The following is an 18,226-nucleotide window of genomic DNA, read 5'->3' as shown; positions in this document are numbered from 1 at the left end:
GGGGTTTAAAAAATAAGTTGCACATCGTGTTAATTTAGGTATTTATACAATAAGAATTACTGAATAATCCGACTGTAATTAGGATTTTTTAAGTTAATTTATATTTATTTTTTTTATATCACATAGTCGCAGCAAATTGAGGTCAATCACACAAATTCCATCCGCGTTCATCCGCGTGCATCTGCGGTTAATTATTTTTTCCTGTACCTCACAGAGTCGATAACCACGATATATTTTTCTTCAATACAAATAGATCCCCGACTTCTTCAAGAATTCGGGGATCTGCTTTTCCATCGCATATTTTAATCAACAGTTGGATAAAACCAATCCCGTAAACATCAACTGCGCTTTTTCTGTAACTTTGTTAATCTATCTTTTAACACCAGTTCGCGTTTCGTGTCTTCTAGAGTATTGGCGATCGCAATTGCTCGTTCGTAAAAATTCTTGGCTGTGGCATAATTACCTAACCGCTCATAGAATGCAGCATAAGATTCAAATGATTTTAACTGTTCTGGCAGATTTTGTAATTCTTGGGCGATGACTAAACGTTCTTGGAGTAATTCAAAAGCGCGTTCATTGCGTCCGACAGAAGTATGCGCCTTGACTAAACCATCAATGGCGCGTAATTGAATATTGCGATCGCCATTCAGTCTCGCCAACCGCATTGCTAACCCATAAGCGCCGATGGTATCGGGATAATTCCCCGCCGCCAGATAAGCATCACCTAAATTATTCAGAGTGTTGGCTTCCCCAATCGGATCATTTTTTTGGCGGCGATAACTTAAAGCAGTTTCATAAAGTTTAATCGCCTTGTTATAATCACCCAGTCTGGCAGTAACTAAACCTAAATTGCTCAAAGAAAGTCCTTGTCCTTCGATATTGTTCACACCTTGAGCGATAGTTAATGCTTCTTGCACAGCTTTTCCGGCGGCGACAGTTTCCTCTTTTTGCAGAAGAATTGCGGCAATATTATTTAAGGCAAAAATTTGGGCTTGAAAATCTTTGCTATCCCGTGCGATCGCTAATCTTCGGCGTAAAGCGTCTTCCCCTTCTTTGTAACGCTCTTGTTGAATATAAGCTTTAGCTAGTAATTCATAAGTTAACCCGGTAGCTCTGACATCACCAATGGAATGATAAATCTCTAAAGCTTGTAAGCAAGAGTCAATAGTTTTTGCTGCATTACCTGAGCGATATTGCTGTTCACCAATCCGCAGCAAACTATCAGCTTCATCTCTGTCATATTGCCAACTCGAACTGTTTACAGGACGATGAAGTTGTTGAGTAATATCACTCGCATTGGCCACAATTGGAGTTAATAAAAAAGTCAACAGTAAAAAGAAAAAACTAAAAAATGGGAAATGATCACCCCGCCGCCCAGTAGTGATACCTTTAAGCAGCCAAAATTCGTAGCTTCTAGAATTTAAGGTGTGAGCAGATGGGAAAAAATGCCGTTGCTGCATAAAACTTACCTGTGGAAATTCGGCTTAAAGTATAAAGTTTCAGTAAAAGTTTTATTTTGTGCGGCAAGATTACCAACAGCACCAGCAATATTACGTAGTTGATGATAGAACTAAATCTTCTCCCAGGTATATAGAGCGGATGTCAGCAGGTAATTTAGCCTCTAGCATACGATAGCCTTCCTGGAGAAAATTGGCTACTTCGGCAGGGGCAATTCTTTCACCTTCCGCTTGCAAATAAGCTGCAATTCTGGTTTCACTCCAATGGAAAGTTTGTGCCATCAACACCATCAAACGTAAAATCGGGGGTAGCTGGTCTAAAGCTTTTTCTACATAACACCATAAAGGCGGCGAAGTGGCTTGCAGCGAATAATGAATGGCTTCCGTAGGCGGGAGTTCAATCTCGTTAATACAAAAAGCTGTGATGTTAATCAGCCAATTTTGTAAGGTTAAACCTTCTTGTCCGGGTTGGGGGTTTTCTAAATCCAGTCCGCCCAGTTCGTAATAGATATGTCGCCAAGTCAGGGCAAACAGATAATCTGCCTGGACAGGCGATCGCGCTGAATGTTGAATTAAAGTATATACAATCGGGCTGTAACGACAAAAAATCACCGTGAAATACTTGCCAGCCTCTGGATATCGTTGAAATAGACTCAGCAGTTCCTGGTCATTGTGATGAAACAGCGACTTAACTAGCGGGTGATTTGTTTCGGGAAAATGAGGAATTTGCATAAGCCTTTTCGCTAAGAGTTGTTAAGATTAATGTTTATAACAATAGCCCCAGAGTGCAAACCGTAAAATTTTCGTTTATGTCTGTTTGCTGTCCCAGATCAGACCACTTTAGTATTGATACACTAAAGACAAGGACTTAATATTAGTCTCTATCAATAAAAATAAAAGCGGCTCCCTTATACAATCTTCAATTTGTTCATGGTTATAGCAGCTAATGTAATGCAGTTTTTACTTGCCCCGTTGACTTTTGGCTCATTTTTACCATCCCTGCCTTTAGATAGTCTGTTTTCGACTCAAGGCATTATGGTCATGCTGCTGGCGGCTTATGCTGGGGCGATGTGGATGTTTCTCAGCAGTGCGCCCAAAGTTCACACAGTGATGGTGTCAGATTTGGAAATTGCTCGACAGTTGTACGAAGGGCTACTCGATTTACCAGCCGCAGAAGTGCCTCTGCACTACTACTACAACTATGAACAAACCATCGGCACAACGGCGATAGATCCTTTGTATATGTCCGCCAGTCCCAGTTGGTCGGGCAAAACAATGAACAATGCCAACGAAGGACTCTGGTATCAACTGAAAAAGAATACCCAGCTACACGTCATTACCGGAGCGAGTTTAGGCAGCAAAAATCAACAGCGTCACGTTTGTTTTGACCGTGACTGCTTGGAAATGATTTTATTGCGGGTAGAAACCCGTGGTTTAAAATTTAAAATTCGCAACCAAAAGCCTTTAAATTTCTTAATTAAAGACTATGAAGGGCGGATTATTGAACTCGCTGAAGTAGCGAATTAATTAGAGAAGTGAAAAATTGAGAAAAAATGTAGAGACGTAGTAATGCTATGTCTCTACATTTATTTTGGGTCACTGCAAAATAATAGTAAGTTTTTCAAGACTTTTTTGATTAATGTTAGTATTTGCACTACAGCCTTTACTCGTCTGTTGAGGTACAAATTTATCTGCGTCCATCTGCGGTTAATTATTCTTGCTTCCATTTGCTGAAGAGTGTCTTCAATTTGTTGCTGAAGGTCAGCATTTCGTTTCACAAATTTACAGAATGCTCACTTAAATTTCGGCGTTAAAACCAGAAGTCTCATTCTTCTTCTTGGTTCAAAGATTCGCGCAATTGAGCAATTACACTTTTGGCTGATAGAGCCTGAAAACTACCTCCACGGAAATCCGCTAAACTTTGTTGAGTATCCGCAGTAATTTCATCTCGATGTCAGCATTTCCTTTGCCAACTCAAGGGCTGCGATCGCTTGCTCACGTCTTACACTGGGAAAATGATCTAAAAACTCATCTATTGAATCACCTGCTTCAAGATAATCAAGCAGCGTTTTCATTGGCACACGAGTTCCGACAAAAACAGGCGTTCCTCCCATTATGTCAGGGTCACTATGAATAACACGCGCTGTGGCTGTCATATCAATTATTTAGTTGCAGTGATGTGTTTCAATATTTTAGCCTATACAACAACTAATCATCTGGGTGACAAGCTTCAAGGCGATCGCCAACAGCTATTTTACTCGTGTCAACTTCAAAATCTCCGGTTTCAATATCAATCGCTACAATTATGTCTGATTGCCTGCTTTAAGTTTAGAGCGTTCCACTCAGGATCGATTATCCGGATGATGTCATCTTCCAGCGCAGCAGCTAGGTTCAAGTGAAACTGCCCGTAGTGCATCAGTCCATTGTCTGGAAGTGCGAATATCTCAACGGCAACTTTCTTGGCAAGAAGTTCTTTTATATGCCTGTTGTTCTTGATGTTCGTAGTCTGAGATTTTCCCGGTGTCTTATATCCGCTCATCCGAGATGCAAGAGTGTCTTTAGTCTTCCCTACGTATTTCACTTGACCATCGCACACGAACGCGTATAGGACATTCTTCTGGCTGGAGTAGCAGCGTATCAGCTCGCATTTGAGCTTGCCATTTTCCATAAGCCAATGACCAGCAAGCTTAAATTCGATCGCTAGAAGTCTGTCCATGTAAGAACCTCCCTAATAGAAAATTCCTGTATAATCTTTTTTACTTAAGAATTACAGTAAATTCCTACCCGAATACACGGAAAAATTCTTATTCACATCTTTATTCAGAAATCAAACAGTAGATTTTTGTATGAGTTTAATCGAAAATAATTTAACGTAGGTTTTTAATACTCCACAGTCGGGCAGCAATGAGTAAAACGATTTAACGGCTAAGTTGCAGCCCAGTGTTAGGCGGCTCTAAACTTAGAGACGTATCAGACAGATTATAAACAACCAAAATGAGTTATCGTGACATTATTACCATAGAACCTGACAAACGAGGCGGCAAACCCTGTATTCGACGGATGCGAATCACTGTGTACGATGTTCTGGGTTGGTTAGCAGTCGGGATGTCTCATACTGAGATTCTGGAAGACTTTCCTGAGTTGACTGAAGCGGACATCAGGGCTTGCTTAGAGTTTGCTGCTGACAGAGAACACCGTCTTGTTGCTTCGGTAGGTGCTGGTTGAAGCTACTATTTGATCAAAATTTGAGCCGCAAGCTGACAACTCGATTAGCAGATATTTTCCCTGATTCCAGTCATGTGCAGTTTCATGCACTCCAAGAAAGGACTGACACTGAAATCTGGGAATTTGCTAAAAGGAATGATTTTTGCATTGTCACTCAAGATGCAGACTTTGTTGAGCGAAGCCGTTTATACGGTTCACCGCCCAAAGTAATATGGCTACGTTGCGGAAATGCGCCTACTAATTATATCGAAGCTCTAATTCGGTCTGGAGAGGAAGCCATTAAAGAACTTTTAAATAATCTTAATCTACATTGTCTAGAGCTTTACTAATTGGGAACGAAAAAGTTGTATCTGCCTTCAATTCAAATCAACTTGTGTTCAGTCATTAGTAAAGCTCATCACTGTTTAATTAACGATAATCTGGGGTTTGAATATTCCGTAGACGGGCAGCATCACGCATACCATAATCAGCGCGGGTAAAGCGATTTAATTGCTGTTCAAAAAACTCACGATTGGCTTGCAAATGTTTAGGATTAGGGTCATCTAAGGGATATAAAAGTGCAGTTCTTAGGGCTTGAATTACCGCAGAAGTAACGTTATACATTGAGCGTTGGAAACTAATACCCAACTGAATCAACATATCGTCTTCACCACGGCAATGTTGTTTGTAGTAATCAACAAGATATTGTGGTAAAAAGTGCAACATATCTTGCATTAATAATGTTGGTGGAATACCAGCAGTTCCCACAGGAAAGACATCGGCGTAGAGAATGCCGTAGTGGAAATCTTTTTGGTCATCAGGCACTTGTCCGGCTTGGGCGTTGTAAGATTTTGTGCCTCTAAAGGGGGCGGTGCGGTAGAATACAGCTTCTACGTAGGGTAATGCTGCTTCGTACAGCCAGGTGAAGCCTTTTGATTTGGGGATAATTTCGTAGCATTCGCCACGGATATAAACATGATGGTAAATGGGACGACCTGCGATCGCAAATATGCCATTGACCAAAAAGTTCATTGCGTCAGGTACACCCTTAAACCCACCTTCGTCGTAGATGTCGGACATTTCAAAGAATACCGGGGCCATGACTTCCCAGAACAAGCCGAGGTTAGAGTAGTAGGACATCTGGCGGCACTGTTCCAAAAACATATCAGGAAACAGTTTGTACAGTCCCAGCATTACGGGGTTGCCTTGGAAGTAAGCTTTAATTGCCCTGTCGGCGTTGGCTTTGTATTCTTCGGAGTCGAGATACGCATCAAATTGATTGACTGGCGCATACATGTGTCTATGCCAAAGCATTGCCCGCATACAAGCTTCCGCAAATTCCATGTTGATGCGATCGTGGAATAAGTGATGCAATAATTTTGGCATTTTCAAGGTTTCACCCTTTTCCATAAATGCCAAAAGTTCAGGATGGGCTGTTGCTTCACCACGCCAAATTCTTAAATCAGCAGTATCGCCAGCGTAATGATTATGCAGGTCTAAATACTCTTTGGGTAAGAAGTATTTAAAAAAGGCAAATGGCTCTAAAAATACCTGTTCAGCTATATATAATAAGTCACGCCAGTAAAAATCCATCGGGACAGCGTAAGCTTTATAAATCCCGATGATTTGCATTAAGTTTTCTGGCGTGTCTGGTAACATTGAACCGCCAGCTTCTAAACGATGAATTACTTCCGCAAATTCATGGCGAGAAGGTGGAATTTTAGTTGTCACAGGTTTTTCTGGAGTTTGTACCATATTGGTTCCTGGATATTAAATGTATTTTTAGACAGTAGAAATATCGGTTGTTTGTAATTGCTGCTGACGTATTTTTAAAGCATGAAAAATACTCAAAACATCATACGTCCAAACTGGCAATATTAACGTCATCGCAATTTCTTCGATGCTGTAAATAGTTCCGGCAATACAAGTTAGCCATAAAGTTATGCCAGCGTAGTTAAATCCAAACAATGCCACAATGGCAATAAATAATGTAATTCCCCAAAACTTAGCTGAGTAAGTGTGATAGCTGGCGGGTTTACCATATTTAATTAAGTTCACTATCCACCACACAATTTGAGCAAAAATCACCATCAATAAAGGAAGGTAATAAGCTATCAAAATATCTTGGTATCCCAGCCAAGCACTTAAAAAGATACAACTAAAAAGGCAGGTATCAGCCCAGCTATCAGCTTGTCGCAATTTGGCATTGCTAACACCAAGTCGCCGGGCAATAATGCCATCAAAAATGTCGGAAAGAAAAGCAGCAGTAAAACCTACTAAAAACCAAATACTCGTATCACCATCCCAAGCATCCCACAGGAGGAAGGGTGCTATTAAAAAGCGGAACATTACAAGACCACTGGGAATTAAGGTGAGATTCATATTTTCTCCTGTATCGGTTGCGTAATTCTCTTTTTACTTCAACGCAACCTGAGAAATTACGGTTTTTTCCGCAGGGGTAATTGCTGCTACCATTGCTGTGGTTGTGGTTTCACTCCAACGCACTAACCAAGTAGGTTGGACTCCTAAAAAGATGATGAGGACTGCCAAAATTAAGGCTGGTACTTTCTCAGACCACAAAACTTTGGGATAGTAGGCTAAATCATTGTCGAGTCTACCAAAACAGGTGCGGTTCAGCAGGATGACGAAATATACCGCCGTTAAACCACTGGCGACAACGCATAATATTGTCGGAATGGGGAAAACAGAGAAACTGCCCTGAAAGACGATAAATTCAGCGATAAATCCTGTTAAACCGGGAATACCAGCACTAGCCATGCCACTTAATACAAGTAAGGCACTAATTAAAGGTATGCCACGAATTGGACTCATTAAACCGTTGAGTTTGTCTAACTCGCGTGTGCCGGCTTTGGCTTCCACGACTCCTACCAAATGGAAGAGAATGGCGAGGATGATGCCGTGGCTAAACATTTGGGAAACTGCACCAACTAAGGCGAGGGAGGTACTAGCAGCACTGGCAAGCAATACATAGCCCATGTGACCGATAGAACTGTATGCTACCATTCGCTTGATATCTTTTTGGGCGATCGCTACTACTGCCCCATATATCGCGCTAATTGCCCCCCAAATTGCCAAGGTTGGGGCAACAGTACTCCAAGCGTTGGGGAACATCCCCATGCCAAACCGCAATAAACCGTATGTTCCCAACTTTGCCAATACACCACCTAACAAAATGGCGATGGGTGCGGAAGCTTCCACATAAGCATCAGGTAGCCAAGTGTGGAAGGGAACTAGAGGAATTTTGATGCCAAAACCAATGATGATTCCTGCTAGTAACAGCAGTTGCAGTCCAGCAGAGAGGGTTTGAGTGGAGACAGCATCAAAGGCAAAGCTTGTGGAACCTGTCAGCCACACCATACCTAAGAAGGTGGCTAAAATTAATGCGCCGGAAACCGCAGTGTAAATTAAAAATTTAATGCCAGCGTAAGCCCGTTTTTCACCGCCCCAAATTGAAATTAATAAATAAAAGGGAATTAATTCTAATTCGTAGAACAGGAAAAACAACAGTAAGTTTTCTGCCAAAAAAGCACCAGCAACGCCGCCACTTACTAACAAAATCATTGAGTAAAATAGGCGGGGTCTTTCTGTATCTTTGCTGCTGCTGTAAATAGCAATCCAAGTCAGGAGGCTATTCAAAATCAACATTAATATTGATAGCCCATCCACCCCTAATTGATAACTTAAACCAAGGGTTTCGTTCCAAGGTAGATATTCTTGAAACTGCATTCCTGGAGTAGTTAAATCAAATTTAAACAGGATGAACAAATTCCACAGCAGAATTAAACCGGATAAGGTGAGGGATACCAAGCGCAAGCGATTTGGTTGGATGGCATTGTTAGGCCAAAACCCAATAATTACGGAAGCGATAATTGGTGCCCAAATTAAAACACTTAGCATGGGAGTTTTTAACCGCCGATGAACGCAGATGAACGCAGATGATTAACCAGTTAAAACATTAACTCTAGAAACTGTACGCCCCAGTATGGCCATGTCACCCAAGCGCCTAAAAGACCAACGCCTAAAAGGACTGTGAAGGCGTAAGTTTGGGTTTGTCCAGAGGTGCTATATTTCAAGCCTTCGCCACCGAGGAGGGAGAACAACCCAACAAAGTTAACAATGCCATCTACTACGAAGCGGTCAACCATATCAGCAAATTTTGCCAATTGGGCAACGCTGAAAATGATGGTTAGGCGGTAGAGTTTGGGGGTGTAAAAGTCGTAAGCCAACAAGTCTTGCAAACCTTTCCAAGGTAGGCGGACTGGTTTGGGAATGTTGCCAAGATAAATTACGCCACCGACGCTACAACCAAAAATACTCGACCAAATTAGTAGGAGTGCAACATCTTTATTGAGGCTTGCCCAGTCGGGTAAAAGTGATAAGCTTTGCAACACTAAAGGTAAATGGAGGACAAATCCGAATAAAATCACCATTGGCAATACCATCGGCCAGTGAACTTCTGGCGATCGCTCACTCATTTGCTTAGGTTTACCACCAAAAATCAAGCCAAATTCTCTAGCTAAACTAACGGCTGTCAATGCGTTAACTGCTATAACTATCCCAACTAGCCAAGGTTGAGTTTCCCATAACCCATCGGCTAATTTCATCAATGCCCAGAAACTACCAAGGGGTGGAAACCCAATTAATCCTAATGTGCCGATAATAAACGCTAAACCAGAGATGGGACGACGTGACCATAAACCACCTAGTTGGGTGACATCCTGGCTGATGCTATTCCAAATCACGCCGCCAGTACTCATTACTAACAAGGCAGCAGATAAGGCATGGGTAAGTACTAATAACAGTGCAGCATCATCTTGCTGTGTGCCTACAGCGATGAACACTAAGCCCATGTAAGCACTCACAGAATAAGATTGGCAGCGTTTCACGTCAATTTGTGCGATCGCAATTAACGAAGCACCAATAGCTGTTACTGCCCCAATCGCTACCATCACAGTAGAAACTAGGGGTGATAAAGTTAACACGGGTTGCAGTTTAATCAGTACCCATGCACCACTGGCTACAACTACCGAGTTCCGCAAAATTGTACTGGGAACAGGGCCTTCCATCGCTTCATCTAACCACAAGTGCAGGGGGAATTGGGCGCATTTACCCATCGGCCCGGCAATTAAGGCTAAACCCACTAAACTAATTACTGTCGGGTCAACTTCCGCAGTTTTCGCCCATACAGCCAGTTCGTTGTAATCCCAAGTTCCCGCCAGAGGCCATAAACCTAAAACCCCAATCAGCAGAAACAAGTCTCCTACCCGTTTGGTTAAGAAAGCGTCTCTCGCACCTGTTACCACCAAGGGTTGACTAAACCATAAACCTACTAACAAGTAGGTTCCCAAGGTGAGGACTTCGAGGATTACATAACTAAAGAACAAGTTATTACATAAGGCAAGGGCGCACAATCCCGCTTCAAATAGTCCTAATAAAGAATAGAAGCGTCCCCAACCCCAATCCATTTCCATGTAACCAATAGCGTAAATCTGTGCTAACAAATTTAAACCACTGATTACTACTAACGCGCCCACACTAATTGACGAAAGTTCAACAGCAATGGTCAAATCTAAACCTGCTGTTGATAGCCAATGAATAAATACTTCTTGGGGTGGATGATTCCAAGTTGCTTGTAAGGCGATCGCACTATGGACAAACGCCAAAAATGTCATTACTAAATTTACATAACCTGCTGGCCTTGGCCCAGTTTTGCGGATGATCCCCGGCGACCAAGGTACGGCTAAAAGCCCACCAATTAAGGCATATAAAGGAACTAGCCAAACAGTCTCTAGTAGAAACTGAGCCATGAAAATACCCCTAGATTTAAACAGAAATTAGTGTTTTGGCACCAAATTGCTTTGATCCCGCCACTATGCACTATTCAAAAACGCAAGTTTATATTTGCTTAATTTTGTTAGATTAAGCTTACCGTTATCTGAGGCAAAAGGGAATTAGTTGATTAGATAAATCAGCGATAATTACTCTAATTAATTCTTATATATCTATGGATTGAATTAATAGATGATAACTATTAATTTATGTCTATGGTTTTCTATACATAAACCAATATATAGGAATACGGTTTGATTCCTGAATCTAGTTGTGTAAGCTGGGAGTAGGGAATGGGGAGTAGGGAGTAGGGAAGACGGCTGATCTGGCTGTACTGATTTTTTTCAGAAATCAAATATGAGTCCTATAGTAATTATTACTCATTTCCTGGGATAAAACTAGTTTGTGTATAAAAAAATACAAATATAAACAACTTTTTCACCTACTTTTCACACTTCAGACTTCTTTTCCCCAATTCGCAAACCCATAATAATTAAGTCCCGTTCGACCCCATCTAGTTCTGCTACTTGCGGTAAATATCCCCAACGTTGAAAACCTAGTGTTTCAAACAGCTTGAGGCTGGGGTGATTATGGGCGAAGATAAAGCCTAAGAGCGTTTTTAAACCTAAATTGGGGCTTTCGGAAATTGCAAGGCTTAACAGTCGTCGTCCCAAACCGCAATGATGAAAAGTTGGGGCGATATAAATACTAATTTCGGCAGTAGCTTGATACGCTGGGCGACCGTAAAATGATTGGAAACTCAGCCAGCCAGCAATTTTGCCTTCTTGTTCAATTACCCACAAAGGGCGAAAATGAGGCGATCGCCCATGAAACCAAGTGCGGCGACTTTCCACAGATACAGGTTCTAAATCAGCAGTAGCGAGACGGCTAGGAATTGCCGCATTATAAATAGCTACGATCGCAGGTAAATCAGCTTCAGTCGCATGGCGGATAGTCATCGCTACCGTGTCGGAAAGGATATTGTAGAAAATATTCAAAAATCATACAGTGTTCATCGAAAGAATTCTATGCCTGATTTAGTACTAGTTGGTGGTGGTCATAGTCATGCGATCGCCCTCAAAATGTTTGGGATGAAACCACTACCAGGAGTACGTTTAACTTTAATTACCCCAGCATTAGACACACCTTATTCAGGAATGTTACCCGGACACATTGCTGGATTATATAGTTACGATGAGTGCCACATTAATTTGTCAAGATTAGCTGACTTTGCCCATACACATTTATATATAGACCGAGCCATTGGTTTAGATTTAGAAAATCGTCAAGTAATTTGTGCTAATCGTCCGCCGGTAAATTTTGATGTACTGTCTATTGATATTGGCAGCACCCCCGCGACAATCTCTGTACCAGGTGCAGCCGAATACGCTATTGCAGCTAAACCAGTAGCCAAACTCCTAGACTGTTGGTATAAACTACTGCAAAACGTTCACGAAAATCCTCAGCAGCAACTCAAAATAGCAATTGTCGGTGGTGGTGTGGGTGGCGTAGAATTAGCACTCGCAATGCAAGCACATTTACAGCAAATCTTGATTGCGAACCAGCAACCAGTTCAAAATCTGGAAGTTCATTTATTTCATCGCCATCAGAAAATTTTGCCGCATAATCATCACTCAGTGCAGCGTCAAGTAAAACAAGTTTTAACTCGTCGAGGTATTAAGCTGCATCTAGGCGAGTCTGTTTCTCAGATTACACAGATAAATCAAGAATTATTAGCAGTCAAATCTGAATCGCGGCTAGTGGTAGAGTGTGACAAAGTTTTTTGGGTAACACAAGCCGCAGCAGCAGACTGGTTAAAAACTACCGGACTCGGAACTGATTCACAAGGCTTTATTTTAGTTAACGACACCTTGCAATCTCAAACCCATCCGCAGGTATTTGCTGCTGGTGATATTGCCACAATGGTAAATCATCCACGTCCCAAAGCTGGTGTATTTGCAGTGCGTCAAGGTAAGCCGTTATTTGAAAACTTGCAACGAATGATTTTAGGCAAACCGCCCAAAGCTTACATCCCACAGCAACAATACTTAAGTTTAATTGGGACAGGCGACAAAAGAGCGATCGCGACCAAAGGCGCATTCACCTTACCACCCCAACCTTTACTATGGTGCTGGAAAGATTGGATTGACCGCCGCTTTATGCAAATTTTGAGTGTGTAAGCGCAACACAGAGTAAGATATTATGAACTATAACTTTCTCGTTGACCCCAACAGTTAGCAAATTCATCTGCTTTTTATATCTGCATTCTTAAAAAATGTATTGATTAACACTTTGACCAGTTACATTTGCATGGTCAAATGAAAATGATTTAATAATTAAGTTTTTGACATTTCTCATAACTGTATAACTATTGACTAATGAACACTGCCTTTATTCGTACCACAGCATTACTACCCATTTTTGCTTTATTTTTCACTGCCTGTAGTAGCTCTACCATTAGCACAAATCCGGCAAATAATAATGCAACTCCACAAACATCAACAGTTATTCCTATAGGGATTGCTGTAGCCCAAACCAGTAATGTTGCTTTACTTGGACAAGAACAAGTTGCTGGCGCGAAAATTGCCGAAAAATATTTTAACGATCAGGGTGGAATTAATGGTACACCTATTAAATTAGTCTTTCAAGATACTGCTGGCGATGAAGCTGGTACAATTAACGCCTTTCAAGCATTAATTAATAAAGATAAAGTTGTGGGGATTGTCGGCCCGACTTTATCACAACAAGCCTTTAGTGCTAATCCCATTGCTGAACGGGCTAAAATTCCTGTACTTGCACCCTCAAATACAGCTAAGGGTATTCCAGAAATAGGTGATTATATTGCGCGTGTTTCGGCACCAGTTTCTGTAGTAGCACCAAACTCAATTAAAGCTGCGCTCAAGCTAAATCCTAACATTAAAAAAGTTGCTGTTTTCTTCGCGCAAAATGACGCATTTAGCAAATCAGAAACCGAAATTTTTCAGCAAACAGTTAAAGAACAGAATTTAGAACTAGTTACAGTCCAAAAATTCCAAACTAGCGATACAGATTTCCAAAGTCAAGCCACCAATGCAATTAACCTCAAACCAGACTTAGTAATTATTTCTGGGTTAGCTGCTGATGGTGGTAACTTAGTTAGACAACTGCGAGAATTAGGTTATAAAGGCTTAATTGTTGGTGGTAATGGTCTGAATACATCTAATATATTTCCAGTTTGTAAGGCACTTTGTGATGGTGTATTAATTGCTCAAGCATACAGTCCAGAACATCCTGGCGAAATTAATACTAAATTTCGTCAAGCATATCTAGACCAATTTAAAAAAGAACCACCACAATTTAGCGCCCAAGCATTTGCCGCAGTTCAGGTATATGTAGAAGCCCTAAAATCTTTAGATCAAAAAAGTAAAGTTAATAAGTTAGAATTACCAGCATTGCGGACTGAATTGAACAAACAGCTACTGACTGGTAAATACAATACACCCCTCGGAGAAATTGCTTTTACACCCATAGGAGAAATAGTACAAAAAGATTTTTACGTAGCTCAAATCAAAATGGAAGCAGATGGTAGTAAAGGTAAGTTTACATTTTTGAAATAGTAGCTAAATGGATATTAGTCTGTTTTTTCAGCAATTGTTAAATGGGTTATCTATCGGCAGTGTCTACGCGATTTTTGCTTTAGGATATACCCTGGTTTATTCGATTTTAGGCATCATTAATTTAGCTCATGGTGCAATTTTTACCCTTGGCGCGTATTTCACCTACGCACTCATGGGTGGAACTTTTGGGTTTAACGGCTTGCTGGCGAATCTGACCCTACCTGTACAATTACCATTTGCCATATCCTTAACTATTGGCAGTAGCCTAGCCGGCTTGGTAGGAGTTGTAATGGAACGTGTTGCTTTTTTACCTTTACGCCGCCAAGGATCTGACCCTTTATTAACAGTTGTTTCTAGTTTAGGTGTTGCAGTCGTAATTGTTAACTTAATTCAGTATTTAGTAGGTGCAGAAAGTTATACATATCCCGCTAATACTTTTGGTAATTTACCACCTGCAATTAACTTCGGCACTGTCGAAAAACCAATTCCCATTCGCACTGTGCAGATATTAATTTTTGTGGTGTCAATGGTAATTGTGGCAATTCTTACCTATTTTATTAATCGAACTAAATATGGTAAGGCTATGCAAGCGATCGCCGAAGATGCAACTACAGCTAGTTTACTAGGAATTAACAGCGATCGCTTTATTGTTTTGACATTTTTCATCAGCAGTTTCTTAGCCGGATTAGCCGGAACATTGGTAGCATCCAGCGTGAGTATTGCAGGGCCATACTTTGGGATCGCCTTTGGTTTGCGGGGTTTAGCCGTGATAGTATTGGGTGGTTTGGGTAGTATTCCTGGTGCAGTTTTAGGAGGATTACTCATCGGCTTAGTAGAAGCTTTTGTCCCCGCCGAATACTCTGGTTACAAAGATGCTGTAGCATTTGGCATATTGTTTATCATGCTATTAGTTAGACCTCAAGGTTTACTTGGTCGGCGGTTCGTTCAGAAAGTCTAATAAATTCTGCATTCTGACAATTTATGGCTGAATTTTTTTCAACTTATGGTTCACTAATTGTCTCAATGGTGCTAGGAGCATTATTAGGACTTTCTTTGTACCTACCTTTAATGACTGGACAATTATCTTTAGCCAGTCCAGGATTTTATGCTTTAGGTGGATATATTGCAGCGATTTTATCCACAAAAGTATTTACATCCAGTAGTAATTTATTTCCCCTACATTTACTTTTATTGGAAATGTTAATCGCTGGCTTGGTGTCCGGGATACTAGGTTTACTAGTAGGTATTCCAGCATTAAGGTTACGGGGAATTTATCTAGCGATCGCCACCATTGCTTTTGTTGAAGTTCTGCGAGTTCTATCGTTAAATTTAGAAATTACAGGCGGTGCTGTCGGGATTTTTGGTATACCCCAACCCTTCCAAACACAAATCGAATACCTCTGGATTGCGTTACCATTGCTCTTGATTAGTATGGTATTGTTTTATCGCTTAGAAAGAGTCAGAGTTGGTAGAGCATTTACAGCCATCCGCGAAGATGAATTGGCCGCCGGTGCAATGGGAATTAACCCAACTTATTACAAAGTCTTAGCCTTTACTTTGGGGGCAATTCTAGCTGGTATTGTAGGCGCAATTAGCGCCCATTTTCTCAACACTTGGAATGCGCGTCAAGGTACTTTTGATGCCAGTATTATTTATTTAACTTTTGTCTTAATTGGTGGTTCCAGAACTTTTTTAGGTTCAGTTGTAGGTGGTATGGTATTTACAGCCCTACCAGAAGTTTTACGCGGTATCGCCGACTCAGGTATTTTTCCTGGTTGGTTAAGTTGGTTAGCCCAATTCCTCCGAGATGGTAGATTAATTATTTTTGGTTTACTCATAGTCATAGGTACTATCTTTTTTCCTCAAGGTTTAGTCACACCCGATATTTTTAAAATGGGTAAAGTAAAAAAATAATTTAAATATAAATATGTCTGAAATTAATTCCTCAGATAACAGTAAATGTATATTAGAAGTAAACTCACTCACGCGCCGCTTTGGTGGTTTAATTGCAGTAAATAATGTCTCTTTTAAAGTTAATCAACATGAAATTTTTGGCTTAATTGGCCCTAATGGTGCAGGAAAAACAACTTTATTTAATTTAATTACAGCCCTGATTCCACCTTCTGAGGGTGGATTGATTTATCAAGGTCAAGAAATTGCTCAACTGCGACCCCATCAAATTGCAGCTTTAGGTATTGCGAGAACCTTTCAGAATATTCGCTTATTTGGCGAATTATCAGCCTTAGAAAATGTTATCATTGCCCGACATTTACATACTAAAAGTAATATGATTAGAGGAGTTTTGGGACTACCACCCGCTCCTACTGAAGAAAATCAAAGTAAGCAAAAAGCTTTAGAATTATTAGAATTAGTTGGGTTGAGCGATCGCACAGCAGAAAAAGCTAAAAATTTCCCTTATGGTGATCAACGTCGTTTAGAAATTGCCCGTGCTTTAGCCTTAGAACCACAAATCTTGCTTTTAGACGAACCAGCAGCCGGGATGAACCCCAGTGAAAAACAGCAACTGAGCGAATTTATCCGCAATATCCGCGATCGCTTCAACTTAACGATCATTCTGATTGAACACCACGTACCATTAGTCATGGGTTTGTGCGATCGGATTGCTGTATTAGATTTTGGTCAATTAATTGCTTTGGGTGAACCGGCTGTAGTCAGAAATAATCCAGCAGTCATCGAGGCTTATTTAGGAAATGAATAACATTAGTTGGCATAGCCACCCAACTCAGTTACTTGAATTGAGGTGACTAAGATTTGCCAAAAACTAAATATATAGGACTCATATTTGATTTCTGAAAAAATCAGTACACTCAGATCAGGCTTCTTTCCTACTCCCGACTCCCCATTTCCTATTCCCTACCTACACAAATAAATTCAGAAATCAAACCGGATTCCTATATATATAGGACTTACGCAATAACCCTCTCAAATCCTCTTAACTTCGTGTCCTTTGCGCTCTTTGCGGTTCGTTTTTTCATGATTTTGCGTAAGTCCTGATATAGTTTTGCAGTTGGAATAACTCACACTGCGGTTTTCTTCAACAAAGGATAACCCAGATTTTCTCGCTGTTCTACATATAGTTGTGCGACTTTTCGCGCCAAATGACGAATCCTCGCAATATAGCGAGTTCTTTCCGTTACCGAAATTACTCCTCTCGCATCCAGCAAATTGAAAGTATGCGAACACTTCATCACATAATCCAAGCTTGGTAAGACTAACCCACGTTCTGTTAACTGATTAGCTTCCTGCTCATACAAATTAAACAGTGTGAGCAGCATCTCAGGATTTGATGCTTCAAAGTTGTAAGTACTCTGCTCAATCTCATTTTGCAAGAAAACATCCCCATAAGTAATGTCATCTGTCCATTGAAGCTTGACAATTGCTTCCACTTGCTGGAGATACATCGCTAACCGCTCTAATCCATAAGTAATTTCAATTGATACAGGCTTACAGTCTATACCGCCGCACTGTTGGAAGTAGGTAAATTGAGTAATTTCCATTCCATCTAACCAGACTTCCCAGCCAGTTCCCCAAGCACCTACCGTTGCATCTTCCCAATTGTCTTCCACAAACCGAACATCATGATCTTCAGGGCGAATACCCAAAGCCCTCAAAGAATCAAGATAAATCTCTTGAATGTTATCTGGTGAAGGCTTAATTAAAACTTGGTACTGATAATAATGTTGGAAACGGTTAGGGTTTTCGCCGTAACGACCATCTGTGGGGCGGCGACATGGTTCAATATAAGCCACAGCCCAAGGTTCTGGCCCCAACGCCCTTAAAAATGTATGGGGATTCTTAGTACCAGCACCCTTCTCGATGTCATAAGGCTGGGCGATCAAGCAACCGCGATCGCTCCAAAATTGATGTAGTGTAGCTATTACTGACTGAAAATTCACGCTCTACCCTTCCTTTCTCTGTACAGTGCATTCACTATTGTGGACTAGAAAGCCTATGAGTAGAGAGTTCCAAGGAGAGAGAAAAATTTTTTTAGAGAAGAGGTTGACAGTGAGGGGAAGGTTAGTTATATTGGATAAGTGCCTGAGAGAGGGGGCGCTGCAAAGCGAAGCTCGCTCGAAGGGAACCGAACCATGAAAAGAT

Annotated in this window: 18 protein-coding genes; 8 read left to right on the top strand and 10 right to left on the bottom strand. The window is 41.0% G+C overall.

Annotated elements, in window-relative coordinates; translation table 11 throughout:
- Window positions 1–338 precede the first annotated feature (338 nt).
- Together H6G28_RS25530 and H6G28_RS25525 are read right to left on the bottom strand one after the other, a co-directional pair.
- Complete coding sequence (locus tag H6G28_RS25530) at window positions 339–1,460, bottom strand: tetratricopeptide repeat protein (protein ID WP_190675224.1); 1,122 nt, start codon at window positions 1,458–1,460, stop codon at window positions 339–341.
- A gap of 90 nt (window positions 1,461–1,550) precedes the next feature.
- Complete coding sequence (locus H6G28_RS25525; RefSeq protein WP_190594220.1) at window positions 1,551–2,189, bottom strand: RNA polymerase sigma factor; 639 nt, start codon at window positions 2,187–2,189, stop codon at window positions 1,551–1,553.
- 198 nt (window positions 2,190–2,387) lie between these two features.
- Between H6G28_RS25525 and H6G28_RS25520 the strand changes: the two genes are divergently transcribed.
- Complete coding sequence (locus H6G28_RS25520; protein ID WP_062294779.1) at window positions 2,388–2,984, top strand: glyoxalase-like domain protein; 597 nt, start codon at window positions 2,388–2,390, stop codon at window positions 2,982–2,984.
- 416 nt (window positions 2,985–3,400) lie between these two features.
- Here the strand turns inward: H6G28_RS25520 and H6G28_RS25515 are convergent, their stop codons facing one another.
- Both H6G28_RS25515 and H6G28_RS25510 read right to left on the bottom strand, forming a co-directional pair.
- Complete coding sequence (locus tag H6G28_RS25515) at window positions 3,401–3,613, bottom strand: DUF433 domain-containing protein (protein WP_190675222.1); 213 nt, start codon at window positions 3,611–3,613, stop codon at window positions 3,401–3,403.
- A 134-nt stretch (window positions 3,614–3,747) separates the two neighbouring features.
- Entirely contained in the window at window positions 3,748–4,173 is a 426-nt protein-coding gene (locus tag H6G28_RS25510; RefSeq protein ID WP_190675220.1) for a GIY-YIG nuclease family protein, read from the bottom strand.
- A 278-nt stretch (window positions 4,174–4,451) separates the two neighbouring features.
- On the opposite strand from H6G28_RS25510, the gene H6G28_RS25505 reads away from it, so the two are divergent.
- Both H6G28_RS25505 and H6G28_RS25500 read left to right on the top strand, forming a co-directional pair.
- Entirely contained in the window at window positions 4,452–4,682 is a 231-nt protein-coding gene (locus H6G28_RS25505) for a DUF433 domain-containing protein (RefSeq protein ID WP_190675218.1), read from the top strand.
- The gene (locus tag H6G28_RS25500; RefSeq protein WP_190675216.1) at window positions 4,679–5,011 is read left to right on the top strand and encodes a DUF5615 family PIN-like protein; all 333 of its coding nucleotides are present in this window, start codon (window positions 4,679–4,681) and stop codon (window positions 5,009–5,011) included. The genes H6G28_RS25505 and H6G28_RS25500 overlap by 4 nt, the downstream gene beginning before the upstream one ends.
- Before the next feature lie 79 nt (window positions 5,012–5,090).
- On the opposite strand, the gene cupA is transcribed toward H6G28_RS25500, so the two are convergent.
- The 5 genes from cupA to H6G28_RS25475 all read right to left on the bottom strand — a co-directional run bounded on the left by cupA (window position 5,091) and on the right by H6G28_RS25475 (window position 11,470).
- Window positions 5,091–6,416, bottom strand: a complete 1,326-nt coding sequence (gene cupA / locus H6G28_RS25495; protein ID WP_190675214.1) for a CO2 hydration protein CupA — start codon at window positions 6,414–6,416, stop codon at window positions 5,091–5,093.
- Between the two features lie 27 nt (window positions 6,417–6,443).
- Window positions 6,444–7,043 (bottom strand): CDP-alcohol phosphatidyltransferase family protein, encoded by a 600-nt coding sequence (locus tag H6G28_RS25490; protein ID WP_190675212.1) that lies wholly within the window; start codon window positions 7,041–7,043, stop codon window positions 6,444–6,446.
- A gap of 33 nt (window positions 7,044–7,076) precedes the next feature.
- A complete protein-coding gene (locus H6G28_RS25485; RefSeq protein WP_190675210.1) occupies window positions 7,077–8,579 on the bottom strand; it encodes an NADH-quinone oxidoreductase subunit M in 1,503 nt (500 codons plus the stop codon).
- Window positions 8,580–8,629: 50 nt separating this feature from the next.
- Window positions 8,630–10,489 carry an NAD(P)H-quinone oxidoreductase subunit F gene (locus H6G28_RS25480; RefSeq protein ID WP_190594215.1) on the bottom strand — a complete coding sequence of 620 codons (1,860 nt, stop codon included), beginning with the start codon at window positions 10,487–10,489 and terminating at the stop codon, window positions 8,630–8,632.
- Window positions 10,490–10,960: 471 nt separating this feature from the next.
- A complete protein-coding gene (locus H6G28_RS25475) occupies window positions 10,961–11,470 on the bottom strand; it encodes a GNAT family N-acetyltransferase (RefSeq protein ID WP_190594214.1) in 510 nt (169 codons plus the stop codon).
- A 69-nt stretch (window positions 11,471–11,539) separates the two neighbouring features.
- On the opposite strand from H6G28_RS25475, the gene H6G28_RS25470 reads away from it, so the two are divergent.
- From H6G28_RS25470 to H6G28_RS25450, 5 genes are all read left to right on the top strand, one after another.
- Window positions 11,540–12,691: a slr1591 family oxidoreductase gene (locus H6G28_RS25470; protein ID WP_190675326.1), complete on the top strand. Its 1,152-nt coding sequence runs from the start codon at window positions 11,540–11,542 to the stop codon at window positions 12,689–12,691.
- A gap of 198 nt (window positions 12,692–12,889) precedes the next feature.
- The gene (locus H6G28_RS25465; protein WP_190675208.1) at window positions 12,890–14,107 is read left to right on the top strand and encodes an ABC transporter substrate-binding protein; all 1,218 of its coding nucleotides are present in this window, start codon (window positions 12,890–12,892) and stop codon (window positions 14,105–14,107) included.
- A gap of 7 nt (window positions 14,108–14,114) precedes the next feature.
- A complete protein-coding gene (locus H6G28_RS25460) occupies window positions 14,115–15,065 on the top strand; it encodes a branched-chain amino acid ABC transporter permease (protein WP_190675206.1) in 951 nt (316 codons plus the stop codon).
- 23 nt (window positions 15,066–15,088) lie between these two features.
- The gene (locus tag H6G28_RS25455) at window positions 15,089–16,021 is read left to right on the top strand and encodes a branched-chain amino acid ABC transporter permease (protein ID WP_190675205.1); all 933 of its coding nucleotides are present in this window, start codon (window positions 15,089–15,091) and stop codon (window positions 16,019–16,021) included.
- Window positions 16,022–16,034: 13 nt separating this feature from the next.
- Window positions 16,035–16,826 carry an ABC transporter ATP-binding protein gene (locus H6G28_RS25450; protein WP_190675203.1) on the top strand — a complete coding sequence of 264 codons (792 nt, stop codon included), beginning with the start codon at window positions 16,035–16,037 and terminating at the stop codon, window positions 16,824–16,826.
- Window positions 16,827–17,145: 319 nt separating this feature from the next.
- Here the strand turns inward: H6G28_RS25450 and glyQ are convergent, their stop codons facing one another.
- Window positions 17,146–18,024, bottom strand: a complete 879-nt coding sequence (glyQ, locus tag H6G28_RS25445; RefSeq protein WP_190594209.1) for a glycine--tRNA ligase subunit alpha — start codon at window positions 18,022–18,024, stop codon at window positions 17,146–17,148.
- Window positions 18,025–18,226: the final 202 nt, after the last annotated feature.

It is taken from the genome of Nostoc sp. FACHB-190 (assembly GCF_014696905.1).
Classification (GTDB): domain Bacteria; phylum Cyanobacteriota; class Cyanobacteriia; order Cyanobacteriales; family Nostocaceae; genus Nostoc_B.
This window is presented reverse-complemented; position numbering and strand designations above follow the sequence as displayed.